The sequence below is a fragment of the Chitinophaga oryziterrae genome (genome assembly GCF_009758125.1).
GTDB lineage: Bacteria > Bacteroidota > Bacteroidia > Chitinophagales > Chitinophagaceae > Chitinophaga > Chitinophaga oryziterrae.
Window position 1 is genome coordinate 607,195 of sequence record NZ_WRXO01000003.1, and the last position, 24,685, is coordinate 631,879.

General features: G+C 44.7%; 24 protein-coding genes. 12 read left to right on the forward strand and 12 right to left on the reverse strand.

Translation table 11 applies throughout. From position 1 onward, the window contains the following. The first annotated feature begins 57 nt into the window (after nucleotides 1-57). The 5 genes from GO495_RS14255 (at nucleotide 58) to GO495_RS14275 (ending at nucleotide 5,227) form a co-directional block, all read left to right on the forward strand. Nucleotides 58-525: an RNA polymerase sigma factor gene (locus GO495_RS14255; RefSeq protein ID WP_157300370.1), complete on the forward strand. Its 468-nt coding sequence runs from the start codon at nucleotides 58-60 to the stop codon at nucleotides 523-525. 4 nt (nucleotides 526-529) lie between these two features. Then, nucleotides 530-1,042, forward strand: a complete 513-nt coding sequence (locus GO495_RS14260; RefSeq protein ID WP_157300371.1) for a hypothetical protein — start codon at nucleotides 530-532, stop codon at nucleotides 1,040-1,042. Between the two features lie 78 nt (nucleotides 1,043-1,120). Next, nucleotides 1,121-2,062, forward strand: a complete 942-nt coding sequence (locus tag GO495_RS14265; RefSeq protein ID WP_157300372.1) for an EndoS/ChiA family endoglycosidase — start codon at nucleotides 1,121-1,123, stop codon at nucleotides 2,060-2,062. A gap of 267 nt (nucleotides 2,063-2,329) precedes the next feature. Then, the gene (locus tag GO495_RS14270; RefSeq protein ID WP_157300373.1) at nucleotides 2,330-3,220 is read left to right on the forward strand and encodes a PfkB family carbohydrate kinase; all 891 of its coding nucleotides are present in this window, start codon (nucleotides 2,330-2,332) and stop codon (nucleotides 3,218-3,220) included. A 240-nt stretch (nucleotides 3,221-3,460) separates the two neighbouring features. Next, nucleotides 3,461-5,227, forward strand: coding sequence for a hybrid sensor histidine kinase/response regulator (locus GO495_RS14275; RefSeq protein WP_157300374.1), 1,767 nt, complete (start codon nucleotides 3,461-3,463; stop codon nucleotides 5,225-5,227). Here the strand turns inward: GO495_RS14275 and GO495_RS14280 are convergent. From GO495_RS14280 to allB, 7 genes are all read right to left on the reverse strand, one after another. Continuing rightward, nucleotides 5,217-6,146: a terpene synthase family protein gene (locus tag GO495_RS14280; RefSeq protein WP_157300375.1), complete on the reverse strand. Its 930-nt coding sequence runs from the start codon at nucleotides 6,144-6,146 to the stop codon at nucleotides 5,217-5,219. The two genes, GO495_RS14275 and GO495_RS14280, sit on opposite strands and share 11 nt — an antisense overlap. Nucleotides 6,147-6,291: 145 nt before the next feature. After that, nucleotides 6,292-7,695, reverse strand: a complete 1,404-nt coding sequence (locus tag GO495_RS14285) for a DUF6986 family protein (protein ID WP_157300376.1) — start codon at nucleotides 7,693-7,695, stop codon at nucleotides 6,292-6,294. A 10-nt stretch (nucleotides 7,696-7,705) separates the two neighbouring features. Then, on the reverse strand, nucleotides 7,706-8,044 hold the full coding sequence (uraH, locus tag GO495_RS14290; RefSeq protein WP_157300377.1) for a hydroxyisourate hydrolase: 339 nt from the start codon (nucleotides 8,042-8,044) through the stop codon (nucleotides 7,706-7,708). Beyond that, nucleotides 8,041-8,514, reverse strand: coding sequence for a 2-oxo-4-hydroxy-4-carboxy-5-ureidoimidazoline decarboxylase (gene uraD, locus GO495_RS14295; RefSeq protein ID WP_157300378.1), 474 nt, complete (start codon nucleotides 8,512-8,514; stop codon nucleotides 8,041-8,043). Before uraD ends, uraH begins: the two co-directional genes overlap by 4 nt. Beyond that, nucleotides 8,511-9,245: a (S)-ureidoglycine aminohydrolase gene (gene allE / locus GO495_RS14300; RefSeq protein ID WP_157300379.1), complete on the reverse strand. Its 735-nt coding sequence runs from the start codon at nucleotides 9,243-9,245 to the stop codon at nucleotides 8,511-8,513. Before allE ends, uraD begins: the two co-directional genes overlap by 4 nt. A gap of 10 nt (nucleotides 9,246-9,255) precedes the next feature. Further along, nucleotides 9,256-10,467: a M20 family metallo-hydrolase gene (locus tag GO495_RS14305; RefSeq protein ID WP_157300380.1), complete on the reverse strand. Its 1,212-nt coding sequence runs from the start codon at nucleotides 10,465-10,467 to the stop codon at nucleotides 9,256-9,258. Then, a complete protein-coding gene (gene allB, locus GO495_RS14310) occupies nucleotides 10,464-11,789 on the reverse strand; it encodes an allantoinase AllB (protein ID WP_157300381.1) in 1,326 nt (441 codons plus the stop codon). The genes GO495_RS14305 and allB overlap by 4 nt, the downstream gene beginning before the upstream one ends. A gap of 66 nt (nucleotides 11,790-11,855) precedes the next feature. On the opposite strand from allB, the gene pucL reads away from it, so the two are divergent. After that, nucleotides 11,856-12,698 (forward strand): factor-independent urate hydroxylase, encoded by an 843-nt coding sequence (gene pucL / locus GO495_RS14315; RefSeq protein WP_157300382.1) that lies wholly within the window; start codon nucleotides 11,856-11,858, stop codon nucleotides 12,696-12,698. A 6-nt stretch (nucleotides 12,699-12,704) separates the two neighbouring features. Here the strand turns inward: pucL and GO495_RS14320 are convergent, their stop codons facing one another. Genes GO495_RS14320 through GO495_RS14335 form a run of 4 tightly spaced genes read right to left on the reverse strand, consistent with a single transcriptional unit; the run spans nucleotide 12,705 to nucleotide 18,279 of the window. Then, a complete protein-coding gene (locus tag GO495_RS14320) occupies nucleotides 12,705-13,682 on the reverse strand; it encodes an XdhC family protein (protein ID WP_157300383.1) in 978 nt (325 codons plus the stop codon). After that, nucleotides 13,645-15,927 carry a molybdopterin cofactor-binding domain-containing protein gene (locus GO495_RS14325; RefSeq protein WP_157300384.1) on the reverse strand — a complete coding sequence of 761 codons (2,283 nt, stop codon included), beginning with the start codon at nucleotides 15,925-15,927 and terminating at the stop codon, nucleotides 13,645-13,647. The genes GO495_RS14320 and GO495_RS14325 overlap by 38 nt, the downstream gene beginning before the upstream one ends. Continuing rightward, the gene (locus tag GO495_RS14330) at nucleotides 15,924-17,288 is read right to left on the reverse strand and encodes an FAD binding domain-containing protein (protein ID WP_170302681.1); all 1,365 of its coding nucleotides are present in this window, start codon (nucleotides 17,286-17,288) and stop codon (nucleotides 15,924-15,926) included. The genes GO495_RS14325 and GO495_RS14330 overlap by 4 nt, the downstream gene beginning before the upstream one ends. A gap of 58 nt (nucleotides 17,289-17,346) precedes the next feature. Beyond that, on the reverse strand, nucleotides 17,347-18,279 hold the full coding sequence (locus GO495_RS14335; protein ID WP_157300385.1) for a zinc-dependent alcohol dehydrogenase family protein: 933 nt from the start codon (nucleotides 18,277-18,279) through the stop codon (nucleotides 17,347-17,349). Between the two features lie 70 nt (nucleotides 18,280-18,349). Here GO495_RS14335 and GO495_RS14340 point away from each other — a divergent pair, with 70 nt between their 5' ends. The 6 genes from GO495_RS14340 (at nucleotide 18,350) to pepE (ending at nucleotide 23,078) form a co-directional block, all read left to right on the forward strand. Beyond that, nucleotides 18,350-19,192, forward strand: coding sequence for a helix-turn-helix domain-containing protein (locus GO495_RS14340; RefSeq protein ID WP_157300386.1), 843 nt, complete (start codon nucleotides 18,350-18,352; stop codon nucleotides 19,190-19,192). Next, nucleotides 19,192-19,791 (forward strand): DNA-3-methyladenine glycosylase, encoded by a 600-nt coding sequence (locus GO495_RS14345; protein WP_157300387.1) that lies wholly within the window; start codon nucleotides 19,192-19,194, stop codon nucleotides 19,789-19,791. The genes GO495_RS14340 and GO495_RS14345 overlap by 1 nt, the downstream gene beginning before the upstream one ends. 16 nt (nucleotides 19,792-19,807) lie before the next feature. Then, on the forward strand, nucleotides 19,808-21,010 hold the full coding sequence (locus GO495_RS14350; protein ID WP_157300388.1) for a DNA recombination protein RmuC: 1,203 nt from the start codon (nucleotides 19,808-19,810) through the stop codon (nucleotides 21,008-21,010). A gap of 127 nt (nucleotides 21,011-21,137) precedes the next feature. Further along, a complete protein-coding gene (locus tag GO495_RS14355; RefSeq protein ID WP_157300389.1) occupies nucleotides 21,138-22,007 on the forward strand; it encodes a helix-turn-helix domain-containing protein in 870 nt (289 codons plus the stop codon). A 53-nt stretch (nucleotides 22,008-22,060) separates the two neighbouring features. Then, nucleotides 22,061-22,360 carry a DUF3817 domain-containing protein gene (locus GO495_RS14360; RefSeq protein ID WP_240915222.1) on the forward strand — a complete coding sequence of 100 codons (300 nt, stop codon included), beginning with the start codon at nucleotides 22,061-22,063 and terminating at the stop codon, nucleotides 22,358-22,360. Between the two features lie 13 nt (nucleotides 22,361-22,373). Beyond that, complete coding sequence (gene pepE / locus GO495_RS14365) at nucleotides 22,374-23,078, forward strand: dipeptidase PepE (protein WP_157300390.1); 705 nt, start codon at nucleotides 22,374-22,376, stop codon at nucleotides 23,076-23,078. Nucleotides 23,079-23,169: 91 nt separating this feature from the next. On the opposite strand, the gene GO495_RS14370 is transcribed toward pepE, so the two are convergent. Further along, nucleotides 23,170-24,528, reverse strand: coding sequence for an alpha-L-fucosidase (locus GO495_RS14370; protein ID WP_157300391.1), 1,359 nt, complete (start codon nucleotides 24,526-24,528; stop codon nucleotides 23,170-23,172). Between the last annotated feature and the right edge of the window lie 157 nt (nucleotides 24,529-24,685).

The window sequence follows — 24,685 nt, forward strand, 5'->3', positions numbered from 1 at the left end:
GCCACAAAGATAGTTCATTTGTAAGTTTTTTACTTTTTCGGCAACTTATAGCAGCATATGGAAGAAGATTTTTTACAGATGATCCGTCAGCACCAGGCAGTGATCCACAAAGTCTGCCGCTTATACCGCGATACCCGGGAGGACAGGGAAGACCTGTTCCAGGAGATCGTATACCAGCTATGGAAAGCGTTCCCTGCCTTTGAAGGCCGTGCAAAGCTCTCCTCCTGGATGTACCGTATCGCCCTTAATACGGCCCTGGCCTCATTCCGTAAGCGGGCGCCTGATATTACATACCCGGTTACGCTGCCGGAACGCATTGCAGACCCTCCTGCGGGCGATTTACAACAGGAACAGCTCTTTGCTGCACTAAAGCAGTTAAATGACAGTGATAAGGCTATAATTGCCCTTTACCTGGAAGATATGAGTTACCAGGAGATTGCTGCGATCATCGGCATAGACGAGAATTATGTAGGTGTAAAACTGAACAGGATCAAAACAAAGATTAAAAACATCCTTAAAATTTAACAAGATGGATTCTTTAAAATCTGCATGGAATAATGCCGGTACTGAACAAACGGATATAAAAATAGTACGTCCTCCTGTATTGAAAAATATCAGGCGTCAGTTAACGATAGAGACTATTTGTTATGCTGCATTCCTTTTGGTGTATTATAACTTTTTTGACGGGGATAAGAAGTCATTTTTTCTCAATGTTATCCTGGTGGTATCAGTCTCATTATTATTGATGCATAACGTAGCCGGATATATGATCACGAATAATCCTGTATTTGGCAATAACCTGAAACAGTCGCTTGCTGTTTATCTGGAGAAATTAAAACGATATGCTGTAATAGCGGTAGCCTCCCGTGCTATTGCCTTTTCGGGGATCATGTTATTCTTCATGGGTAATATCCGCTGGACTAACAGCCGGTATTATGCACTGGCTTTCATTATCTGTTTACTGGGAGTACAGATCTTTTCCCTGTGGCGCATCTGGGCCGGCAGGATAAAAAAGATCAGGGGGGTATTGTATGAGCTGTAGGAGAATATACGAATGTCCTGTTTAATGCGTTCTATATTGCCAGAAGTCTATTTATAAACTATTAAAAGGCCCTGGTCTATGAAATTCAATTCCACCTTATTTATTGTACTGATACTTGGTATGGCTGCCTGTAAAAGGGATACTGCGACACCTCCTGCTAACGGTACCGACACTACTGTTAACACCATCAAATACCTGACTAAAAGACCGCTCATGGTAGCGTATTGGGGTGGATGCTGCTATGACAGATCTTCAGTAGGTCCGCTGGATGCCATTCCGGATAGTGTGGATGTGGTGAACATTTTCACATTGGGCATAGGCAAAACGACTGCCGGTACCTGGGAATTTGAACACAGGGGCGTATCCGGTCAGAATAACTGGAATGATGTGCTTGTGCTTGCGCATAACCTGCAAAAGAGGGGCATTCGTGTAGTGGGCACTTCCTTTGCGGGTAACCTGGTAAACCTTACAGGATCAGATGCCGCTGCCATGGCTAAAGTGGTGAAAGATTCCCTGGACAACTGGAAGCTGGACGGGGTGGACCTGGACCTTGAATACAGTAACGGTGTACATAGTGCCAATATTGATAGTGGGATCGTTGCACTGGCAAAATACCTGGGCCCGGATTCAAAGACCGGCCGTATCCTTTCTGTGGTGGATTACAACAACTACAACATTGCCCAGATCAAAAGAAGCAAAAAATACATTGATTACGTGATGACGATGTCTTACTGGAACAGTGCCAAAGACGTCCTCACCTGGATTAAATCATATGGCGCCGCTATCGGTGATACGAAGAACGTATTGATAGGGGTAGGGCAGGGCTGCGCTATCAGTGCCGGTCAGCAGACACCCGCGGGCCAGGAACTAAAGATTGCGGACACACTGCGTACTGCCGCCCGGGGTAGTGGCATGATGGAATTTGTCTTTGGATGCAGTTATCACAATAAGGACGTTAATGGCAACATTACAAAGGATATCAGCTACACTACCAATATAATTACACATCTTAAGAAATAATAAAGGGAATTTAAGCGATAAAAAGAAATAATGCGATACGGGGTGTTTTTATCCCTGTATCGCATTATTTTTCAACGTCATTTCAATCTTATCATGTTGATATACAACGGTAAAAGATACTTTACTGAAGGAAACCCACTATACTTTCATTATGAAATCATTATTTTTTTTTATCATTCAAATGTTATTATTCCATATATTTGCACTACCTACCTACAACAAGCTCAGATTTAAATTAAGGATTAAAAAGACTTAAAAGCATTATACATGTTTGATATTTGTTGTATAGGACATATCACATTAGACAGGATCATTACCACCAGAACGGTTGTACAAATGGCCGGAGGCACGTCCTTCTATTTCTCTAATGCGATCCGTAACCTGGATGTGAACTATCTGCTGGTTACCTCTCTTGCTGCCAAAGAAATGCAGTTCGTATCTGATCTGCGCAATAAAGGCATCAACGTGAACGTCGTGCCCAGCAGAAATACTGTATACTTCGAAAACAAGTATTCAGAAAACCTGGATATCCGCACACAAAGAGTCTCTCAGCAGGCCGACCCATTCACCGTAGATCAATTGCTTAATATTGACGCCGCTATATATCATCTTGGTCCGTTACTGGCAGAAGATATCCCGGTAGATGTTATCAGGCTGTTATCCGGTAAAGGTATCGTTTCTCTGGATGCTCAGGGTTATCTCAGGACTGTAAAGAACGAAGAGGTGTTACCGGTAGACTGGCCCGCTAAAAAAGAAGCGCTGCAATACGTGGATATCTTAAAGGCCAATGAATACGAAATGGAAGTGCTGACCGGTGAAAAAGATATCACCAAAAGTGCAAAGATCGTATCGGACTGGGGCGTGAAAGAAATCGTCATTACACTGGGCAGTATGGGCTCCGTTATTTACAAGGACAATACCCTGTACAGCGTACCTCCGTATATCCCTGGTAACTATGCGGATACCACCGGTTGCGGAGATACCTACATGGCAGGTTATCTCTACAAACGTAACAGAGGCGCCGGTATCCAGGAAGCAGGAGAATTTGCTTCAGCAATGGCCGGATTAAAAGTAAACTCTTCAGGACCATTCACCGGTACTGAAGAAGATGTCATGAATTTCTGGGGAGCCAGCAGCGACAAAAGAGTACTCCGCTAAAAAACAATATTTTCAATAGATAAAAAGTGAAGCGATCTAATCGCTTCACTTTTTTTTGTGCCCCAGCTAAAACGGACAAGACTGTTTTTACCAGATTTATAAATATGAAAAATTATTGTATATTAGAAGAGAGTTAACCTGTTATCAGATTAATTCCACGATAGAAAGAACAACGACGATACTAACTACAACTGTGACCAGAACCCTTGGCAGATATATTTCTGTAAATAACCAATTCTTATGAACCCGACTTTTTTTCCCAGAACCATTGCATTAGGTACGGAAGATATTACAGACGAACAGGCTAAGAAAGGTATTACCATTGCAAATTCCCTCGCACTCACTACCGGTGTCCTCGCATTGGTCATTGGTACCGCATTCTATTTTGTAACACACAGTAAAATGCTGCTTGTTCCTGCCATACTGGAAAGCATCGCGTTCTTCTGCATCCCCCTTTTAAACAAGTTTAAAAAACATGAAGCGGCCGGTCTGACCCTCATCATATTACATTGTATATGGGCTATTTATTTTGGTGCATTACTGGGTATCATTATCGAAATAAGGCTCATTTTCCTGTTCCTGATCAGCGCCACTTTACTGATCTATAAAAACAGGCGTCCTATTATTATTGGTATTTCAGCTGCTACGTTTTCATTGATAGTGATGGAGCTGAATTTCTATTTTGGTATTTTCAAACCTATCCCGCTGGGACATAATATCCAGTTTTTCCTGCGCTGGTTATGCATTATATCCATTCTGTTCTTAAATATTCAGGCCATACTCTTTTATAAAAAGAATAATAAAGATCTATTGAATGCGCTTTTAGATCATAATAATCAACTGGAACATCTTGTACAGGAAAGGACCGCCGAACTGGAAAGAGCGAATCATTCCAAACGGATTTTCCTGCGACAAACAAGTCATGAGATCCGTAATCCGCTCAATGCTATTTTTGGTATTGCACAACTGATGCGGCATAATATTAAAAAGGATACGGAGAAAGTAGCCTCTCTTATAGATCCCTTATACGTGGCCAGTTACAACGTAAGGGAGATATTGAATAACGTGCTGGAATTATCGAGTATAGAAGGAGGGAAGTTACAACACGTAGAGAAGAGCAGTTTCCTGTTAAGGCCCGGTATCCTGGATATTATCGGTATACAAAAATATGTGGCACTGGTGAAATCCGTACAGCTGGAATATGCATTTGATCCGGCTATGCCTGAATCCATTATTACTGATAAAATAAAGTTAGGGCAGATCATCAGCAACCTGCTGGGTAATGCTATTAAATTTACCAGGTATAATACTACGATCCATATTGAAATAAAGAGGGAAGGAGATAGCTGGTCGCTTAGTATTAAGGACCAGGGTATGGGTATTGAAAAGGAGAAACACGAAAGCATTTTTGATGTATTCGTATCTGAAGGGAATAATTTTACTGCAGGGACAGGATTAGGATTACCTATTACCAGGCATCTGGTGGACTTGCTGGGTGGGAAAGTGACAGTTGAAAGTACGGTAGGTACAGGCAGCACTTTTACGGTGAGACTGCCATTAATAACAGGGGATAGCAATCAGACAGATCATGAACAGAACATGCTTTCTTATTTCCACCACAAATCGGTACTGGTCATTGATGATGATAAAATGAGCAGCACAATCCTGAGTCATTTTCTGTCTGATGCAGGGATTGATATACAGATCGCTACAGATGGCGTAACCGGGTTGGCTGCAGCGGACCTGAAAACGCCCGACCTGATTATTCTTGATACCCAGATGCCGGGTATGGATGGCATAGAAACACTGAAACGTATTAAGGCAGACAGCTTATTAATGGATATACCTGTTATTATTGTTTCAGGAGATGCTTTTACCGAAACCAGCAATCATTTCCTGGCGTTGGGAGCCAATGACTACATCAGTAAACCCATTGAATATAAGCAGTTATGTGAGGTGATCGGGAAATACCTGGGTCTCAAAGAAGAAAGGCCGGTCAGTTCTTAAAATCAGATCCCGGATGTCCGTTCTGTTTGTAGCGTTGTGTATTGTAATCCAGCCATTGCAGATGCCCCTGTATCATCAGTCCTATGCTGTCTACAAAAGCGCGTACCGCCTCATTGGCACAGCCAAAATCGGGTAAGCAGCTACGCATGGCCACAAAACACTGCACGTCTTCATTATGAATGGTCAGCGCTTTACTGTAGGCTTCCTCTGTACTGCATTGCAATTCATTCCGCATTACTAATACCAGGTTTAACACGTCTTTACCATCTTCCACACCGGCGGAATACAAATCATTGCAGAACGCCATGATACGGCAGGTAAGCCGGCTTATTTCGCGAATAACAGGGTGTATAGCTACTTCATCAGGAAGGATAGCGCCTGTTTCCAGTTCCACCAGATTCACCAGGGGGTATACGCAGGCTGCATATTCCCTGATAGCGATATAGGCACCTGACCCCGGATATCGCATGGTCGTTCGGTAGGGGATCTCCGCCAGCATACCGGTGAAATAGCCGTCGATGCTGGCGATGAAGCGTTGCATCCAGCCGGGGGAAGCAAGGCGCAGCAGTTCTTCCCTTAACAGGGAGAGCTGTGCGTACATGCCTTTGGTATGATGACCTTCCAGCGCTTCAATGACCTGTTTTCTCACCTGTTGCAGTTGTTCGGCGGTACAGCGTTCATAGGCATCATCATTAATGAATGCCCAGAGGGAAAAACGGCAGATGGAGAGTAAGCCTGCGTAGTTGGTGTTGGGAAAGAGCCTTGCACCTACATAACCTACGCCGGTATGCTCATACTTTTTCTTGATCTTTTCGGGCAGGTAATCATAATCCTGGTAGATCCATTGTCTGATCTGTGATTCAAGGGTATCAGCATATGGACTGACACCGTCAGGAAAGGGATACAGTAATTGTTGCATAGTGATGTGGTTTTAATGAATAAAAAAAGGGCATAGTCTTCCGACATGCCCCATGAACAATGAATTATCCATTAAAAGGTACAAAAACTTAATATATTAGAACTATTCTGGACAATATTGTGAGCTGGTACTGTATAATGTGCGGTTATTTCCCTCTTCTGCCTTCAATAATCCGGTAAAATGAGCGGCTGCGGATTTCTTCCAGGGTTAATCCTGTTGCGAGTACTTCTGTTTCAGAAACGGCTCCGCAGTTGATGGCCTTGATGAAGAAGTTAAGTAATCCCTGGCCGGTGGCAGCATCATCAAAAATATCTTTCGTTAATGTAGAGATGGCAGATCTTTCTATGAAGGTTTTTAAACGGAATACGGCGTCGTTATAGTTACTTAAAAAGAAATGGTAGGTAGCTGCGTAGCGCATGGGTAACTGGGCTGGGTTGAGGTCCCAGCCCTGGTAAAAGCCGTTGATAAGAGAATGAGTGGTATGATGGAAACCCATACGCCAGGCATGATAGATGACTTCCCTGTTTTCTGCCTGTTGTTCAAAGGTGAGATGATCTCCTTTGTGCGGCCCTATGGGGATCACGTTCGTAGCGCCATCAGACAGGAATATGCCTGTACCGCCTAACGCTACTTTAGTCATGTGATGTGCAAAGTCGCAGACAGGGTGAGACATCGTCTGGTATTTAGCTGTAATGCCACAGGAAGCTGTATAATCGTATGTACCGAAATGAGCGGCGATACACCTGCCTTCACTGGCCCTGATAATACGCATCAAGGGGTTTCTTCCTTCATCGTCCATGATGATCTGCGTGGCTTCTACCATGGTTTCCATTTGCAGACTGCCTGGTGCAAGCCGATGTTTCTTTTCCAGTATTTCGAATAAGCGTACTAAGGTAGTGACCTGTTCCGGTATGGTCACTTTGGGTAACATCACCACGAAGTTAGCGGGTAGTATGCCATGTGTATGTTCCAGCAGGGTAGTGAGGAAGATATCGAGGGTGCGTACACTGCGGTGTTTCAGATCTTCCGTAAAAGGTTTGATACGGATACCTATAAACGGAGAGACGGTTTTGTTTTGCATGCCCAGGGCCAGTTCTCTGGCTGCGGTAACAGCCGTGGCATCTTCTTCCTCATCCGGCCTGTTACCGAATCCATCTTCAAAGTCGATACGGAAATCCTCTACCGCTTCTGTTTGTAGTTTTTTGATGATTTTTTCATACACCGTATAATGTAACCAGTAAGGAGATGATTTTTTGCCGGCTTCCGGCAGGGCATTGAATGCAGCAGCGGGAAGAGGGAAGTTATCGGCAAGCTGTAATGCTTTTGCCAGCATTATAAAATCGGGTGCATTTGTTTGCAGATGCTGTAATGCGATCTCTCCCATCTTTTTACAGGTATCTGCTTTAAACAGATTAGCGCCGCCGTACACGGTATGCACCGGCTGACGATCGGGTTTGTCGCCGGGATATATGTGCTGGAAGCGGAGATTAGCAGTTTTTAATGTGCCCAGTAACTGTTCTTTTTCATCGTTTGTTATAGAGAACTGCATATGGTAGTATTTATGAACCTCTGTAAGCAGAATATCCGAAAGGACTGAGTAACAAAGGAACATGATAGTGTTCTCCTTTATTAACAGTAAATACAATTTCTACAAAGGGGAAAAAAGTAGTGATGGAATGATGATCGAAATATTCTTTGGTCTCGAATTTCAGTTTGTAGATACCGGGCGTTAATTCCCTGTTCTGAGTGGCAAATTCGCTGATCCTGCCATCTTTACCGGTGTTGTTAGCCGCGACCACATCCCAGTAATCGTCGTGTTGCTGGTACAGTACAACGGGTACGTTCTGCGCTGCTATTCCGCGTGAAGTGTCTAACACATGTGTAGTGATCTTTGTCATGATGCTAATAGTTTTTGTAGTCTTATCCTGGTGATTTTATCCTGTTCTTCCATGGCTGTTTTTATCTCTTTTTCAGGGGGATTGCTGAGCCTTTTCTGTAGCAATGATAACATTTCTTCTGCCGGTTTACCGGTTGCACAAACAATAAAAATATAACCGAATTTTTCCAGGTAGAGACGATTGCCTTCTTCCAGGTCCTTCAATACAGTTGTAGTCGTATCTGCGACGGACGACTGCTCTTCGGATGCCCATTTGTTGTTTGTTCTATCGCCTATTTTAGGATGATGATCAAATGCTTCCAGCCAGTCTTTCTCTGTACACTGATGCCATAATAAAGTAGCCGCAGCTAATAATGCTGCTTCATCTTTAACAGGAAAGATGTCCAGCATTTTCCGCACCCATGCTGTTGATCCGCAACATTGGGTGAGGGCTGTTTTCAGCTGTTCCTCCGGAAGGTCATTTAATCTCATATTGTGGTAGGAAAGCGGTTCACGTTTTTATAATAGATGTATACGGCAGGTTCTTTTCCCATAGCGGTAAACCATTGCTGGCAATAAGGCGCCATCCATATAGCATCTCCTTTACGGATAGGGTACCACTGATGGTCCAGCATGTATACTCCCTGTCCCCGCAGGTAAATAAGACCATGTTCCATGATATGTGTTTCCACAAAGGGAAGATGCCCGCCGGGATCGTACGTAAATATATTCACGGCCATATCGAAAGGTAGTTCATCCGGTAATAGTACCTGCAAACGCAAGGCCGGATCTCCGAGGAAGGGGTTACCTGCTACATTCGCAGCATCTCCAAAGAGGATGGCCGGAACATCGTAGCCGGGCAGTTCTTCGTATACCTTGTGAAAGGTGAGGACCTGCGTACCGGCAGTGGCATTCTCAATAGTATATTCTGTGCCGATGGGAATGTATACAAACTGACCGGCAGTACGTAGCTGTTCATTTGCGGTACATTGCCCCTGTATAACGTAAAAGAAGATCTGTGAGGCTTGTGTGATGCCCGTAAGCCGGCTTTCTTCATTGAGTGTGATCTGCGTCTGGCAGAAACGGGCGCCCATCTGTTCGTTGATGATAACGTTGACAGTGCAGTTCGTCCATCCGGGAACAACACTGTTCACATAGCCATCCGGACAAATGACCGCATGATTACTTTTTACTACAGACCTTGTTAATGCGGATATTTCCATACGTGGTTATTTAATAGTGAATCAAATTTAGCATAAACTGATCTGATACTTTTAATGCTGCTGCTATATCTTCTACATCCACCTTTTCTGAAGGGTGATGACTGATCCCTTTATAACATTTTACAAACAACATGCAGACAGGTGATACTGCTGAAACGGGGACGGCATCATGGCCTGCTCCGCTGACTAATTGTACTGTTTCATACCCTGAGCCGGTGATGGCGTGTTTTAATAACCCGCTCATGACCCTGTCGCAGGCAACAGGTTTACTTGCCTGTATTAACTGCCATTCGAGGTGTAACTGTCTTTGTTCACAAATGTCTGCGGCTGCTTTTTGCAGGGCGATACCGGCGATGTCTAAGGTAGCAATATCCGCGCTCCTGATATCCAGGCTACAGGTGACCTCTCCGGGAATGACATTGCTGGCCGCATTGCTTACCTGAAGATACCCCACTGTTGCGACTATCTTATGTGTAACGGCATATTCTTCTACGGCTAATATGAATGCAGCGGCCCCGCACAAAGCATCCTGCCTGCTGTCCATGGGCACTGTACCGGCGTGACCAGCCATGCCTTTAAAGGTGACTGACAAGCGTTTCTGACCGGCAATAGCGGTTACGACTGCTATAGGGATATTGCTGTCGTATAATACCGGGCCCTGTTCAATGTGGATCTCAAAATAACCCTGCCAGTCGTGAATGACATCATCAGGTAGCCGGGATACATCTTTTCCCATTGATTCAATGGCCTCTTTTAAAGTTGTCCCGTTATGATCTTTTTTATCCAGCAGGCTGTTGTCGAAAGCACCAGTAACGGTTTTACTACCTAAATAAGTAGTATGGAAGCGTACCCCTTCTTCATCGCTGAAGGCAATGACTTCTATGTTGAAGGGGATGGTGGTCCCTTTTAATGCCTGTACGATATCTATTGCCATCAGTACACCCAGGGGGCCATCGAATTTCCCTGCGTTGATGACAGTGTCTATATGGGAGGCGATGACCAGTGTGCTGCTGGCACCGGTTTTCCACCGGCCTCTTACATTGCCTATGTTATCTATGTGTGTGTCTAAACCGGCTTCCTGCATCCAGTGCATTACCTGTTCACTCCCAGCTATGAAAGCGGGGGTACCGAATGTGCGGGTGATACCCTTTGCATCTTCGCTGATGGCAGCGAGGGTATCTATCCGGTTCATAATATTAGCAGCTCTTTGCAGATAACTCATGACCTTAAAATTATCTCTCCGGCGGGTGGTGCGAACGTTCCGTTGTCGTATACCTTCGCTCCGCGTAAATATGTTTGTTCAACCACTCCGTACAGCGTTTCTCCGAGGTAGGGGGTTACCTTATGTTTATGATATAGTGTTTGTGAGGTGACGGTAAACTGTTCATCTGCGTCCCATACCACCAGGTCTGCGTCATAGCCGGGAGCTATCTTTCCTTTCCGTTTATCTGTACCGGCCAGGCGTGCCGGTTTCTCACATAGCCATTGCAGCAGCTGGGGAAGTGTTACATTTCTTTTCCTGGCGGCAGTCCAGAGGACCGGCAATGCCAGTTGCAGGGAGATAATTCCGCCCCAGGCTTTAGTAAGGTCCCCGCTTTGCAGGTGTTTCAGCTCCGGCGGAGCAGGAGAGTGGTCGGTGGCTACAAAGTCGATGATACCTGCCTGCAGGGCTTCCCATAACAGACTGTTATTCTCCCTTTCCCGGATAGGAGGTGCGCATTTAAAGGCAGTTTGTCCATCCGGGATATCTTCTGCATTGAAGTAGAGGTAATGTTGTGCCGTTTCCACGGTAAGGGGGAGGCCCTTTACTTTGGCCCTTGCGATTTGCCCGATGGCATCAGACGAGGAGAGGTGAACGATATGTACGGGGCAGTTATATGCTTCGCACAAACCGATCATCAGGGAAATGGCGTTGTTCTCCCATTGGCGGGGACGGGAAGCCAGGTATGCTGTGTATGACCGGGGATCTTTGACCGGTGGCTGAGGGCCGCTTAATTCACAATGTACCAGTAAAGGTAACTGCTGCCTGGCCAGTACCGGCATTACTTTCCGCAGCTCATATTCAGTTACGTTCGGAAAATCGTCTATGCCGGAATGGGTAAGAAAGGCTTTAAATCCTAATACGCCTTTATCTATCAATCCGGCTATTTCATTGTCATTCCGGGGTACTATACCACCCCAGAAACCACAATTGGTATATAACTGATTGGTTGCCGACAGTAGTTTTTCTTCAAAGGCGGGTACAGTGGTAGTAACGGGAGAAGCGTTGAGGGGCATGTCTACCAGTGTGGTAATACCACCTGCCAGAGCGCCTTTGGTCGCTGTTTCGAAGCCTTCCCAGCTGGTCCTGCCAGGTTCATTGATATGCACATGGGGGTCTGTGATGCCTGGCATTAATATTTTGTCGTGTACATCTATCACAGGTGTATCTGCCGGTAAATGACTGACAATGTCCAGGATCAGGCCGTCTTTGATGAGGACGATGGCTTTTCTGGTCCCCTCAGGGGTAAGCACTTTATTTCCTTTTATGGCCAGGTCAAACATACAATTGATTCTTATTAAAAATAGGGAAATAATTTTGTACTTTACTATTAAACAACGCCCCACATCATGAGTATAAAATTAGCACTTAACTCATACGGTAAAAATGCCGTGAACTTGTCCAAAATAATCCGTCATGCAGATTATCATGAATTTAGGCAGATTACCGTGAATATATCGCTGGAAGGGGATTTTACCACAGCTTATACGGAAGGGGACAATACAAAGATCCTGGCTACGGATACGCAGAAGAACACCATCTATGCATTAGCGAAGGAACATTTTACATCTTCCATTGAGGCCTTTGGTATTTACCTGTCGGACCATTTCATTGCCAATAATCCGCAGGTAACGAAGGTTACGATCGATATTACTGAACATGGGTATACCAGAATGGCCTTTGATGGCAGTCTTCACCCCCATGCTTATATAGGGAACGGCCCGGATAAGAATACTGCATTGATCGTGCAGGACAAGGGAAATATCACCGTGAGATCAGGCGTGAAGGATTTGCTGATCCTGAAAACAACGGATTCCGGGTTTGAGAATTTTATACGCGATGAGTTTACTTCTCTTAAAGAAACAGCCGACAGGATACTGGCTACACAGTGTGAGGCGAGCTGGTTGTACACTTCCAACGGACAGGATTTTACCGCTTGTGCGGCTGCGGTGCGTAATACGTTGTTAAAGACATTTGCGTTCCATAACAGTTTATCTGTGCAGCAGACATTGTATGCGATGGGAGAGGCGGTGTTACAGGAGCATAGTATGATAAAGGAGATCAGTTTGCAGATGCCTAATAAACATCATATTCCTTTTAACCTGGAGCAGTTCGGGTTGTTTAACAAGAATGATATTTTTATTGCTACGGATGAACCTTATGGACTGATACAAGGAACGATTACCAGATAGTAAAGATTAAGGGAGATCAGCATTCTTTACCTGTATAATCTCTGCTGCAATACTTATTGCTATTTCTTCCGGAGTCTGACTTTTTACCGGCATTCCTATAGGGGCATGCATTCTATCTAATAATGTCTTATTTATCCCTTCTGCTCTGTAATCTGTAAACATCTTATTGATCTTAGCCTGACTCCCTAATACACCTAAATATTTAAATGGTTTGTTCATCAGGCTTCTTAATACAATATCATCTGTTCTGTACCCAAAAGTCATTACTACTATGTATTGCTCTTCAGGAATAATATTTTCCAGTTCTCTGTAATCATCTACAATAGTTTTCTCATGTGCATCATTATTCTGTATCATAGTGTGTAAGTCTGCACGGGTATCAAATACATGCACATAAAAATCCATCATCCGCATGATCTTAGATAAGGCCAATGAGCAGTGCCCTCCGCCAATGATAAATACTGTATGCCGGTAACCCAATACTTCCTGGTATAGCCAGTCTTTTTCAGAATGAATGATGAAATTATTCCGGGGGATAATATCAGTACTAAATGCAATTCCCGAAGGAGATAATATTAAGGTCCCACCTATTAATTTCTCAGATACAGCTACACCATTTTCAGCATTTATAATTGCGGCTATAACATCTATATCTGCTGGTTTTAGCTGATATAATAAGATGGTCTGATCGCCGGAACAAATCATCCCGCTTTGCTGGGAAGAGTTTTTATCGTGTACCTGTTTACGGATAGATAACAAAGCACCTTCCTGCCGCAACAACTCTTTTGCCATCTCCACGAATTTATGCTCCATGATGCCACCACCAATAGATCCTTCCATTTCACCGGTAAGGTTCACTGCCATACAAAATCCTTGCCGGCCCGGACTGCTGCCATGGCTTTCCAGCACATACAGCAGCATCACAGGTATATTTTGTAAAAGGCTTTTACTGATCAATTGCCATGTAGCCAGCTTCTTTTGCATGTTCCACTATCTTCTTTGAGTATAACGCCATCAATACTTTTTCAGGGGTCATTGGCGTGGTAAAAGGGATTTCTGCAGATGGATGATACGCAAGGATAGCATTGCGTAATGCGAACCATACGCCGATACCATACATAAGGGGTGGTTCTCCTACGGCTTTGGACCGGAAGATAGCCAGGTTATCCTGCTTTGTTTGCAGGGCTTCTATTTCCAATACGGGAGGTGCCGCATAGATATCCGGGACTTTATAAGTGGATAAAGCATTGGACCGCAGCCGCCCTTCTTTATCATACATCACTTCTTCCATGGTCATCCAGCCAATACCCTGTACGATACCACCTTCTATCTGTCCGCGATCTATATCCGTATTCATACTGACACCAAAATCGTGTACTATTTTTACGGCATCAGTGGTGTAAGTACCGCGTAAACAATCTATGGTCACTTCCAGTATGGCCGTGCCGTAAACATGATAAGCGAAAGGATGTCCTTTTTCTTTGTAATTGTCGAAGTGTATTTCCGGCGTAGCATAATGTGCATGCTCGGATAAGTTCACTCTTCTTACAAACGCTTCGAAGACAAGTCTTTTCCAGTCCCAGCTGGTTTGTTGTCCATTTGCCAGCACCTGTTCATTTTCTATCGTGATAGTTGTGTCCGGGAAGAAGTCTTCCGCTACCTGTGTTAAGCGGGTAAGAATAGCATTACAGGCGATTAAAGTAGCCTTGCCATTCATATCCGCGGTAGCACTGGCCGCAGAAGGAGAGGTGTTGGCAATATGATACGTATTGGTAGGATTGATCTTTATTCTGTCGGGAGAGATGGAGAATACGTTAGCGGCCACCTGTAAGATCTTCGTATTCACACCCTGACCCATTTCCACAGCACCGGTACTGATGCCTACGCTGCCATCGTTATATACATGCACCAATGCGCGGGCATTGTTCATCATTGTATTGGTAAAGGAAATGCCGAAACAGACGGGCATACAGGCGATGCCTTTTTTATACAGTTTGTTATTAGCGTTGAATGTTTTCACCGCTTGTTGTAATTCTTCCAGTTTGTATAATTCAGCAGCCTTGTCCCAGGTGGTATGTGCTTCACTTTTAGCCGCCTGGCCATAGGGGAATTCTTCTCCCGACCGGATGAGATTCGCCTTTTGGATGACTGTCGCAGCCACCTGTAATTTCTCTGCTGCCAGCGCAATGGCCGCTTCAATTACAAACATGCCCTGCGGCCCGCCGAAACCGCGGAAAGCAGTATTGGGCGGTAAATGTGTACGGCAGCAATGGGCAGTTGCTTTTACATGTGGTATGAAATAAGCATTGGTACAATGGAACAATGTACGGGCCATGACCGCCGGAGACAGATCAGCAGATGCCCCGGCATTCTGGAAAAAGGTGACCTCATAGGCGATGATCTTTAATGAAGCGTCCAGACCTATTTTAAAGTCTGCCACATAAGGATTTCGCTTGCCTGTCATGACCATATCTTCCATCCTGTGCAGGGCATATTTCACCGGTTTCTTTAAATGCCAGGCGGCCAGTGCGCACAATGCTGCCCACGTATTGGCCTGGTCCTCCTTCCCGCCAAATCCTCCGCCTAAGCGGGTCACCGCTACTTCCAGCTGATGCATGGGTAAGCCCAGCACCCTGGATGCTGCGCGTTGCACAGCAGTAGGGCCTTGTGTGGAAGAGTAAATACGGATCGCTTTATTTTCCTGTGGCACTGCATAAGCGCCCTGTGTTTCTATGTAAAGGTGTTCCTGCCCGTTGATGTCAACACTGTCCTGAAATACAGCGGTGCATTGTTCCCATGCGGTGGTGGTATCTCCCATACTGAAAGTACGGGAAGGGACGATAAGTTCTTCAGATGCTCTTGGGTCTGTGATGACAGGCAGTTTATCAATCGTTACTTTTATCTTTTTCACCGCAGCCCTTGCAGCTTCTCTTGTCTGCGCTACTACAAATGCAACAGGCATTCCGCAGAAGTGAACATGATGTTCTGCCAATAGCGGTTCATCAGGCACAATACCACCTATCTGGTTTTCCCCGGGTATATCCTTGTAAGTGAATATCCTGACTACGCCGGGTTCCTGTAAGGCTTCTTCCAGTTGCAATGAAGTAATGGTCCCATGTGCAAGGGGAGAGCCATAGGCAGCGCCGAATAATGTCCCTTGTATTAAAGGGATATCATCGAGGTATACCGACTGACCACTGACATGTGTATGGGAATCTATATTTTTCATAGTAGTTTCAGTGTAATGAAATGGGCTTTTATCAGTTGCCCTAACAGCAAGCGTTTATATTCAGCACTTCCCCTGGTGTCACTGATCGGACTGATCTCTTTCCAGGCGATCTGTATCGCTTCTGCTACTACATTCTCATTGATCTTTTTTCCTGTTAAATACGCCATTGTTGCCTTTAATAACATAGGAACAGGGCCTACGCCTCCTGCTGAAATGCGAACACTACTAACAATACTCCCTTTTATGGAAATATTGATAGCAGTATTTACACTGGCAATATCGAGGTGTGTGCGTTTACTTACCTTTTCAAAGTGAAATAAGGAAGGTAAGTCGAACGAGATGCGTTGTATATATTCATCCGGATTTCTATCCAGTTCTTTATATCCTTTATATAATTTCTCCAGCGGTAATACTCTTCCGCTATTAAATTCCAGTATGGTATTCAGTGTAAGAAAGAATATGGTAAAGTCCCCAATAGGAGAGGCATTGATAAAATTACCGGCGATGGTAGCCATATTCCTGATAGGAGTAGAGGATACCTTTTTGATATAACTTTTTAATTCGGGGAAGTAAGTCTGCATAACAGGTGATTCCAGCAGATCACTGACCGTTACGGCCGCTCCCATTGTAATGGTGTTGTCCTGTTTAGTGATCCCTTTAAAGCCATTCCAGGCAAAGCTCAGGGGTATTTCCAGCATCTCTTCAGGTTTTTGTACGTACAGATCGGTCCCGCCAGCTACCAGTTGCGCATTCATCTGCAATTCTTCTGCATTTTCAAAAGCATGTTCCCCATTTACGGCAACCAGTAATTCCAGCCGTTCTTTTATCCCCTTAAAATATCCCGGTACAATGGCATGGTCCACGGCAAAGTCTACCGGTCCTTCTTCATTCCTGGCAACCAGTAATTCTTTTACGGTGGCTGCTGCCCGCTCTATGGATTTATATCCCGTACAGCGGCAGATATTGCCATCTATCGCCGCAATGGGATCAGTTTGCCGGCTCAGGCAAAAACCGGTGAGGGAGACGACAAATCCCGGGGTGCAAAACCCGCATTGCGTAGCTGACTGATCTACCATTGCCTGTTGAACAGGTGTGAGTGTATCCATGTTGATCCCTTCTATGGTCACGACATGTTTTCCCTGTACATTTCCCAGGGGAGTAAGGCAGGAGGTGAAGATGCGGTATTGCAGTTCATTATCTCTGATTTCACCTATCAGTACGGTACATGCACCGCAGTCGCCTTCGTTGCAGCCTGTTTTAGTACCGGTCAGGTGTTGGTGATACCGGATAAAATCCAGCAGCGGCATACCAGGAGGCAAGTGGGTGCCTATGTTTTCATTATTGAGAATCAGGTTAAGCAAAAATGAGGTTTATTTAAAGATAACGAAAAACAGGCAGATTCCCCATAGCACGAAATGCTTATAAAAGATCGACTACCAGCTTCCCGTTTCCTGTTTTATTTTCGATGACATCATATGCGTCATTGACTGTTTCCAGTGTGAACCGGCGTGGGTCCAGCAGTGGTTTCAATAAGCCAGCCTCTGCCATCTTTGTGGCTTCGCGCATGATCTCCCCATGATGTTCCCTGCCTTCACCTGTCAGTAAAGGACGCAGTGTGAACACACCGGAATACGTAGCTCCTTTAAAGGACAGCGGCGCAAGGGAATGTGTACCCCATCCCAGGGCACTCAGCACATGACCGGTATATACACGGGCAAGTTTGAAGGATTCGTCCAATACAGTTCCCCCGATTGTATCAAAAATGATATCGTATTCTCCGCCACCTTCTACGAACGTGGCCCCGAACCTTTCAATGATTTCTTTCTGGGAAACACGACCGGTAGCGAAGACTTCCGCACCTTTGGATTTTGCGATCTGTATGGCAATATGTCCCACACCACCGGCGCCACCCTGAATCAGTACCTGCTTACCCGGCTGCACATGGGCACGGTCTACCAGTCCTTCCCAGGCGGTAATGAATGCCAGCGGGATGGCCGCTGCTTCCCGCATGGAAAGGTTGGCTGGTTTCAGCGCCAGCAAACGTGCATCTACTGCAGCATATTCTGCTAAAGAACCCTGGTTGCCACCAGCGCCGCCGGTCATACCATACACTTCATCTCCTACCTTAAATCCTTCTGCGGCTTCTACTACTATACCTGCCATGTCTATGCCTGGTACAGCCGGTAGCGGATGCCTGGCATGATCTGCTTTTCCTGCCCTTATTTTAGTGTCTAAAGGGTTTACCGCACTGGCGATTATCTTTACCAGTACCTGGCCTTTGGTGGCCACGGGGCGGTCCATTTCTTTCAGGACCAGCGCCTCTCCGTATTTTTCTATAATGATCGCTTTCATGGTGTAAAGGTCAGGCTTTGGAGCATCGTTACAGGTGTATTTATTTTCTCAATTGGTGTATCTTTGTTGCATGGTAAAGGATAACCTCTACGAACCATTCCAGATAGTTTTAAAGGAGATGCTGGACGAATGCCCGAGACCTGAACATAAACATAGTTTTTTTGAACTGGTGTTCATTGTTTCGGGGGACGGGATGCATCATATCAATAATACCAGTTTCCCTTACAGGGCCGGACAGCTTTTCATGCTGGCCCCGGAAGATACGCACCGCTTTAGTATAAAAGCACCCACGCAGTTTTTCTTTATCCGCTTTACGGATATCTATATTAAGTCTTCCAGTTTGCATACAGATGCTGTAGAGCGATTGGAATTCATTCTTAAGAATGCCAATCATATGGCAGGGTGTGTGTTGAAGAACCCTGCAGACAGGATGGTTGTAAAGCCTATAGTAGAAGCTATTATCCGGGAACATACCAATAACGATCTTTATAATAAAGAGCTGATCCGCCAATATGTGAATACATTAATCGTTATTGTAGCGAGGAATATTGCCATGGGTTTACCGGAACAGATCAATGAGCGATCGGAAGAAAAAGCGCTGGATATCCTGCAATATATTCAGGCGAATATATATCAGCCGGAAAGATTGCGTGCGGAATGTATCAGCAAAGCGTTTGGTATTTCAGAAACTTACCTGGGAAGGTATTTTAAGAAACATGCAAATGAGACCATGCAGCAATATATTATCTCGTATAAATTAAAAATGATTGAGAACCGGCTACTGCACGGGAATATGCGGATTTCCGAAATTGCAGACGAACTGGGATTTACGGATAAGAGTCACCTGATCCGTATCTTTAGAAAATATAAAGGGATGAGTCCCACAGAATTTAAGAAATCAGTGAGTGCATAATGATAAAACTGGAACAGGGATTCTACAACCGGGCAGATGTTTTAAAGATCGCCCGGGAATTATTGGGAAAAGTCCTCATTACAAAATTTGATGGTATCGTCACTTCCGGACGTATTGTGGAAGTGGAAGCGTATGCCGGTGTGAAAGATAAGGCCTCACATGCTTATGGTGGCCGTCATACCAACAGAACAAGCGTGATGTATTATCCCGGTGGCACTGCTTATGTATATCTTTGTTATGGCATTCATCACCTGTTTAATATTGTTACCAATACAAAGGATATTCCTCATGCGATACTGGTACGTGCGGTAGAACCGATGGAAGGGATTCCCGCCATGCTGGAACGTACCGGTAAAAAGAAACCGGATTACACACTCACCAAAGGGCCCGGTAATGTATCGAAAGCATTGGGTATTGGTACGAAACATACCGGTGGAAGCCTGTTGCAGGATGAGATCATTATTGCCTCGGACGGTTTTGTGCCCAAAAAAGAAGATATTGTTGCCACACCCCGTATAGGCGTTGATTATGCAGGAGAAGACGCACTGCTGCCTTATCGTTTTATTATCAAAGGGAATAAATACGTCAGCGGTAAATAACCAAAAACACATTATCATGGTAAATATCATCCTCATTATGCTGCTTGCTTTCATAGCAGGCGTTATCCTCGCTTTTGTATTAACACGGCAAAAAATACAAACATTATCAGCAGAGAATATCCAGTTAAAAGTTCAGTTGGATTATAAGAACGAAAAACTCAATCAGCAGAAGAATGAGATAGAGAATATCGGTCAGAAATTCGAGAACCAGTTTAAGGTACTGGCAAGCCAGATACTGGAAGAAAAAAAGAACGCTTTCAACAAGGACCAGGAAAGCTCTTTAAAAGCGATTTTAGACCCTTTAAAGGAGAATATCTCCTCTTTTAAGCAGGAATTCAGCGCGAAGCTGAAAACGGAGTCTGACGACCGTATTTCGCTAAGAGAACAGGTAGTGCATATGATGACCCTGAACCAGACGCTTTCCGAACAGGCGAATAACCTTACCCAGGCATTCCGGGGTTCTGTGAAACACCAGGGGAACTGGGGGGAGATGATACTGGAAAGCATCCTGGAATATACCGGTATGCAAAAGGATATCCATTATTTTGTGCAGAAGCGTAGCATCAATGATGAGGGGGATAGCATACAACCGGATATACTGGTGAAATATCCGGACAGCCGTACGATCGTTATCGACTCTAAAGTATCTCTCATACACTATGAGAATTTCTATAAATCCACTGACCCGGTTTTACAGCAACAGCAACTGGCATTGCTGGTGCGTTCCATTAAGGCCCATATAGACGGGTTAAGCGGGAAGTCTTACCAGGATGTTACGAACAGTCTTGATTTTGTAATGATGTTCATCCCGGTGGAAGCGGCGTATATCACGGCAATGCAAACAGACCCTGCTTTATGGCAGTACGCGTACAAGAAAAGGATTATCCTTATAAGTCCCACCAATATTATCACCGCTATGAAACTGGTGAATGATATGTGGCAGAAAGATAGCATAGACAGGAATGCCAAAGCTATTGCGGAAAGGGCCGGGAAATTGTATGATAAGCTGGCTTCTTTTGTAGAGGAATTTGAAAAGATAGGGATTCATTTAGACAGGGCCGCAGGTGCTTTCCAGGATTCCCGAAAGAAAATGACGGAAGGGAAAGGGAATCTTGTAAGTCAGGCCCACCGGATGAAACAGATGAAGATCAATGCTAAAAAAGCCCTGCCTTCTGCAATTATTGAAGAAGCTTTGCTGGAAGATGAGGAAGAGGAATAAATTACTTTTCCCTGACAATATTTAAAAGGTTGATCCGTCCTGACTAGGGTAGAGATTCGCTCCTCCTACGTTCCGAACGTAGGATGAACGTAGGAGCACTCCTTTCCCGACTGGTAATCAACCGAATATGAAAACGATAGAAATATACAATCCTGCTACTTTTACAGCCAGGTTCATGAAGCCTGAATTAAAAAGCATTTTAAAGCCTGAGAAAGGGAAGTTTTTTATTGTGAGGGTAGAAGATATGTATAAGTTGATAACCGGGTCCATACCGGCCTCCAGGTCCACCACGCATAGCTGTCTTTTCCTTACGGAAGGAGAGGCGAGGATGAAGGTCGGTAGTCAGTCGTACACTATCCATAAAGGTGAAATGTTATTTGTTCCTGCCGGGCAGGTTTTCTCTTTCGAAGAAGGGGATGTGAACAAAGGGTTTCTCTGTAATTTTCATAGTGATATCCTGGCCGGCTGGTTTAATAGATTCGAGTTTTTAAAGGTATGGGGAAACCCGATGATCCGGTTAAATGAGCAGACGGCCCAATTTGTACTGCACCTCTTTCAGCGGCTGTTATTCGATTATACGCTGCATGGATTAAATAACCCGGATATTATACAGTTATATTTAGTGACCCTGTTATCGGAAGCAAGGCAGGCTTACCAGCCTTTATCGGACGACAATAATCTCATGAGCCGGTTTAAGGAACTGATCTTTTCAAAGATCAAAAGTCTGCACCAGGTATCGGATTATGCTGCTCTTTTAAATATCACCCCTAATCATCTGAATAAAACTGTTAAAACCCTTAGCGGTAAATCTCCTACCAAGTGGATAGATGAAGCTATTGTACTGGAAGCGAAAGTGCTGCTGGTGCAAAGTACGTTTACTATCAGTGAGGTGGCCAATGAAGTAGGCATTGAGGACCCTTCCTATTTCTCCCGTATGTTTAAAAAGTATGAAGGCGTAACGCCGTCTGATTTCAGGAAGATGATTGAAAAGTCCTGAAAGGGGCCGTTTTTGTCCTAACAGGCAGGTGGTTTAGCATGGAACTTTGCGGTATGATGAAAACAAAGATAGGAAGACTGCGCCTGATCGCTTTCTTCGAAGGACTTTCCCTGCTGATACTGACAGGTATAGCGGTGCCGCTTAAATACGTTTACCATGACCCTTCACTGGTGAAAACATTGGGACCTGTACACGGTTTGTTGTTTGTATTATTTGTGTTCAATACATTGAGTGTAGGCGTGGAGTATAAGTGGAAATTCCGTACCACTACCTGGAAGGTATTGCTGGCGTGTATCATCCCTTTTGGCACGTTTTATATCGACAAAACCATCTTATCCCGGATAAAAAGTTAATTTCGCATTCATTATGAAGAATGTCGTTTTAGCCAGTACATCTACCTTACACGGGCAAACTTACCTGGAGTACTTATTACCGGTAATTAAAGAACTATTCAGTGGGATAGAAGAGGTGATCTTTATCCCGTATGCAAGACCCGGAGGAATTTCCCATGATGAATATACCAGTCGGGTTACTACCGCATTTACCGCTCTTAATTTGCGTGTGCGTGGCCTGCATACTTTCGAAAACCCTGTTGCAGCAGTGCAAAAAGGACAGGCGTTTTTTACCGGTGGAGGGAATACTTTCCTGCTGGTACAGCAGTTGCATGCATTGCAGGTAATGGATGCGCTGAAAGCCGCCGTGGAAGGTGGTAAGCCTTATCTGGGCAGTAGTGCGGGGAGTAATATCGGTGGTGTGAATATGCAGACAACGAATGATATGCCGATCGTATATCCGGCCAGTTTCCAGACGATGGGACTGATCCCTTTTAATTTAAATCCTCATTATATGGACCCTATTCCGGGCGTGCTGCATATGGGTGAATCCAGGGAAACAAGGATCCGTGAGTTTCAGGTGCAGCAACCATTGCCGGTTGTTGGATTGAGAGAAGGGAGCTGGATAAGGGTGAAGGGAGGCGTTATTACATTAGAAGGATCGGAGCCTGCGAAGATATTTGAAGCGGGGAAGGAAGCGTATGAACTGAGTGCAGGGAAAGAGATTATATTTGAATAGTAACAAGACGGTTTAAAAAGAGCTTTATCCTATGCCTGTCCTTTGCTTTTTAGCGAAGGACAGGCATAGGATAAAGCTTACCAGTTGTTTTTTATTTCAGTACTACTTCAATTACAGGAATAGTATAAGGTGGTTGCTTCTCCGGCAATGTTAACACCAGGTCATTCCCTTTTACTTCTCTTATAATCTCTGAATTATCATGCAGGAACTGTGTATATCTTGCCTGTGCAGCATAACCTTTGAGGGTAATGCTACCACCGGAAGGGTACTGCATCAGGTGTACGTATAAACGTTTGGTAACAGGGTTGTAGGTCAGCATGGTATTTTCCGGAGCAACAAAACTTTCCGGCGCTTCTTTACAACCATATATTGCACGGTCGTTTACATGCATCCACTGGCTGATACTGTCCAGCGCGCGTTCTGCGCGATAATCAAAAGTACCGCGGGCAGTGGGGCCAACGTTTAAGATCAGATTACCGCTTTTGCTTACGGAAGTGATGAGCAGTGTCAGTAATTCGTGATTAGTTTTCCAGCTGTTCTCATCACGGTAATACCCCCATGAGCCGGAGAAGGTCTGACAGGTTTCGAAAGGCATACCATTGTATAATGATTTCAGTTCGGAAGGTTTCACCTGTTCCGGAGTGGCGAAATCGGCGCCATCTTCGTATTCGTCCAGGTCCAGGCGGTTATCCACGATAATACCTGGTTGCAGTTTACGGATAAGTTTCAGCAGTTCTACAGAGCCCCAGTCGTTTTTCCCTTTACCTGGGTGAGCCCCGGGGTAGGAGAAATCGAGCCACATGATATCTATCTTACCGTATCTGGTGAGTAGTTCTGTGATCTGGTTATGCATATAGGTACGGTATTTGGCTATATCCCGGCCTTTGTTCAAACGGGCATAGATGGTATCCTTGCCTACATCGGTAGTAGGGCGTTGTGAGTGGAATTCATCGATGGGGAAATCGGGATGATGCCAGTCCAACAATGAGTAATAGAATCCTACTTTAATACCTTCAGCTCTGAAAGCCTCTACAAATTCCTTTACGATATCCCTTTTTAAAGGGGTATTGGTGGATTTGAAGTTGGTGAATTTAGAGTCGAACAGGCAAAAGCCTTCATGGTGTTTGGTAGTGAGTACGGCGTACTTCATACCGGCGGCTTTGGCCCGTTTGGCCCATTCCTTTGGATTGTAGAGGTCTGGGTTGAAGAGGTCGAAGTACGTCTGGTAGTGTTCGTCGGAGAGGCGTTCGCGGTTTTTCACCCATTCGTGCCTGGCAGGCATGGCATATAAGCCAAAATGGATAAACATACCGAACCTGTCGTGTGTCCACCAGGACATGCGTTCCTGTTTCTGTGCGGACGTTTCGTTCCCTATTCTTTTCTTTTGTTGCGCCTCAGTGGCGGATGTACAGCAAAGTACAAGAAGTAAAATGGTTAATAATCTTTTCATGCGACCTGTTTAATGTAAGAACTACACCTTTTTTCATAAAATGGGTGAGTGTAAAATATAAAAATCCTTACATTATATGTACAAATCATCGATTTTAACCTGGGTTAAAGTTAATATCAACTTTTAGCCTGAGATTTGTGTTATAAAAATTAAACAA

Bases quoted from the DNA above. Each gene is read 5' to 3' on its own strand.
- GO495_RS14255 (WP_157300370.1), top strand. From the start codon at position 58: ATGGAAGAAGATTTTTTACAGATGATCCGTCAGCACCAGGCAGTGATC.
- GO495_RS14260 (WP_157300371.1), top strand. From the start codon at position 530: ATGGATTCTTTAAAATCTGCATGGAATAATGCCGGTACTGAACAAACG.
- GO495_RS14265 (WP_157300372.1), top strand. From the start codon at position 1,121: ATGAAATTCAATTCCACCTTATTTATTGTACTGATACTTGGTATGGCT.
- GO495_RS14270 (WP_157300373.1), top strand. From the start codon at position 2,330: ATGTTTGATATTTGTTGTATAGGACATATCACATTAGACAGGATCATT.
- GO495_RS14275 (WP_157300374.1), top strand. From the start codon at position 3,461: ATGAACCCGACTTTTTTTCCCAGAACCATTGCATTAGGTACGGAAGAT.
- GO495_RS14280 (WP_157300375.1), bottom strand. From the start codon at position 6,146: ATGCAACAATTACTGTATCCCTTTCCTGACGGTGTCAGTCCATATGCT.
- GO495_RS14285 (WP_157300376.1), bottom strand. From the start codon at position 7,695: ATGCAGTTCTCTATAACAAACGATGAAAAAGAACAGTTACTGGGCACA.
- uraH (WP_157300377.1), bottom strand. From the start codon at position 8,044: ATGACAAAGATCACTACACATGTGTTAGACACTTCACGCGGAATAGCA.
- uraD (WP_157300378.1), bottom strand. From the start codon at position 8,514: ATGAGATTAAATGACCTTCCGGAGGAACAGCTGAAAACAGCCCTCACC.
- allE (WP_157300379.1), bottom strand. From the start codon at position 9,245: ATGGAAATATCCGCATTAACAAGGTCTGTAGTAAAAAGTAATCATGCG.
- GO495_RS14305 (WP_157300380.1), bottom strand. From the start codon at position 10,467: ATGAGTTATCTGCAAAGAGCTGCTAATATTATGAACCGGATAGATACC.
- allB (WP_157300381.1), bottom strand. From the start codon at position 11,789: ATGTTTGACCTGGCCATAAAAGGAAATAAAGTGCTTACCCCTGAGGGG.
- pucL (WP_157300382.1), top strand. From the start codon at position 11,856: ATGAGTATAAAATTAGCACTTAACTCATACGGTAAAAATGCCGTGAAC.
- GO495_RS14320 (WP_157300383.1), bottom strand. From the start codon at position 13,682: ATGCAAAAGAAGCTGGCTACATGGCAATTGATCAGTAAAAGCCTTTTA.
- GO495_RS14325 (WP_157300384.1), bottom strand. From the start codon at position 15,927: ATGAAAAATATAGATTCCCATACACATGTCAGTGGTCAGTCGGTATAC.
- GO495_RS14335 (WP_157300385.1), bottom strand. From the start codon at position 18,279: ATGAAAGCGATCATTATAGAAAAATACGGAGAGGCGCTGGTCCTGAAA.
- GO495_RS14340 (WP_157300386.1), top strand. From the start codon at position 18,350: ATGGTAAAGGATAACCTCTACGAACCATTCCAGATAGTTTTAAAGGAG.
- GO495_RS14345 (WP_157300387.1), top strand. From the start codon at position 19,192: ATGATAAAACTGGAACAGGGATTCTACAACCGGGCAGATGTTTTAAAG.
- GO495_RS14350 (WP_157300388.1), top strand. From the start codon at position 19,808: ATGGTAAATATCATCCTCATTATGCTGCTTGCTTTCATAGCAGGCGTT.
- GO495_RS14355 (WP_157300389.1), top strand. From the start codon at position 21,138: ATGAAAACGATAGAAATATACAATCCTGCTACTTTTACAGCCAGGTTC.
- GO495_RS14360 (WP_240915222.1), top strand. From the start codon at position 22,061: ATGATGAAAACAAAGATAGGAAGACTGCGCCTGATCGCTTTCTTCGAA.
- pepE (WP_157300390.1), top strand. From the start codon at position 22,374: ATGAAGAATGTCGTTTTAGCCAGTACATCTACCTTACACGGGCAAACT.
- GO495_RS14370 (WP_157300391.1), bottom strand. From the start codon at position 24,528: ATGAAAAGATTATTAACCATTTTACTTCTTGTACTTTGCTGTACATCC.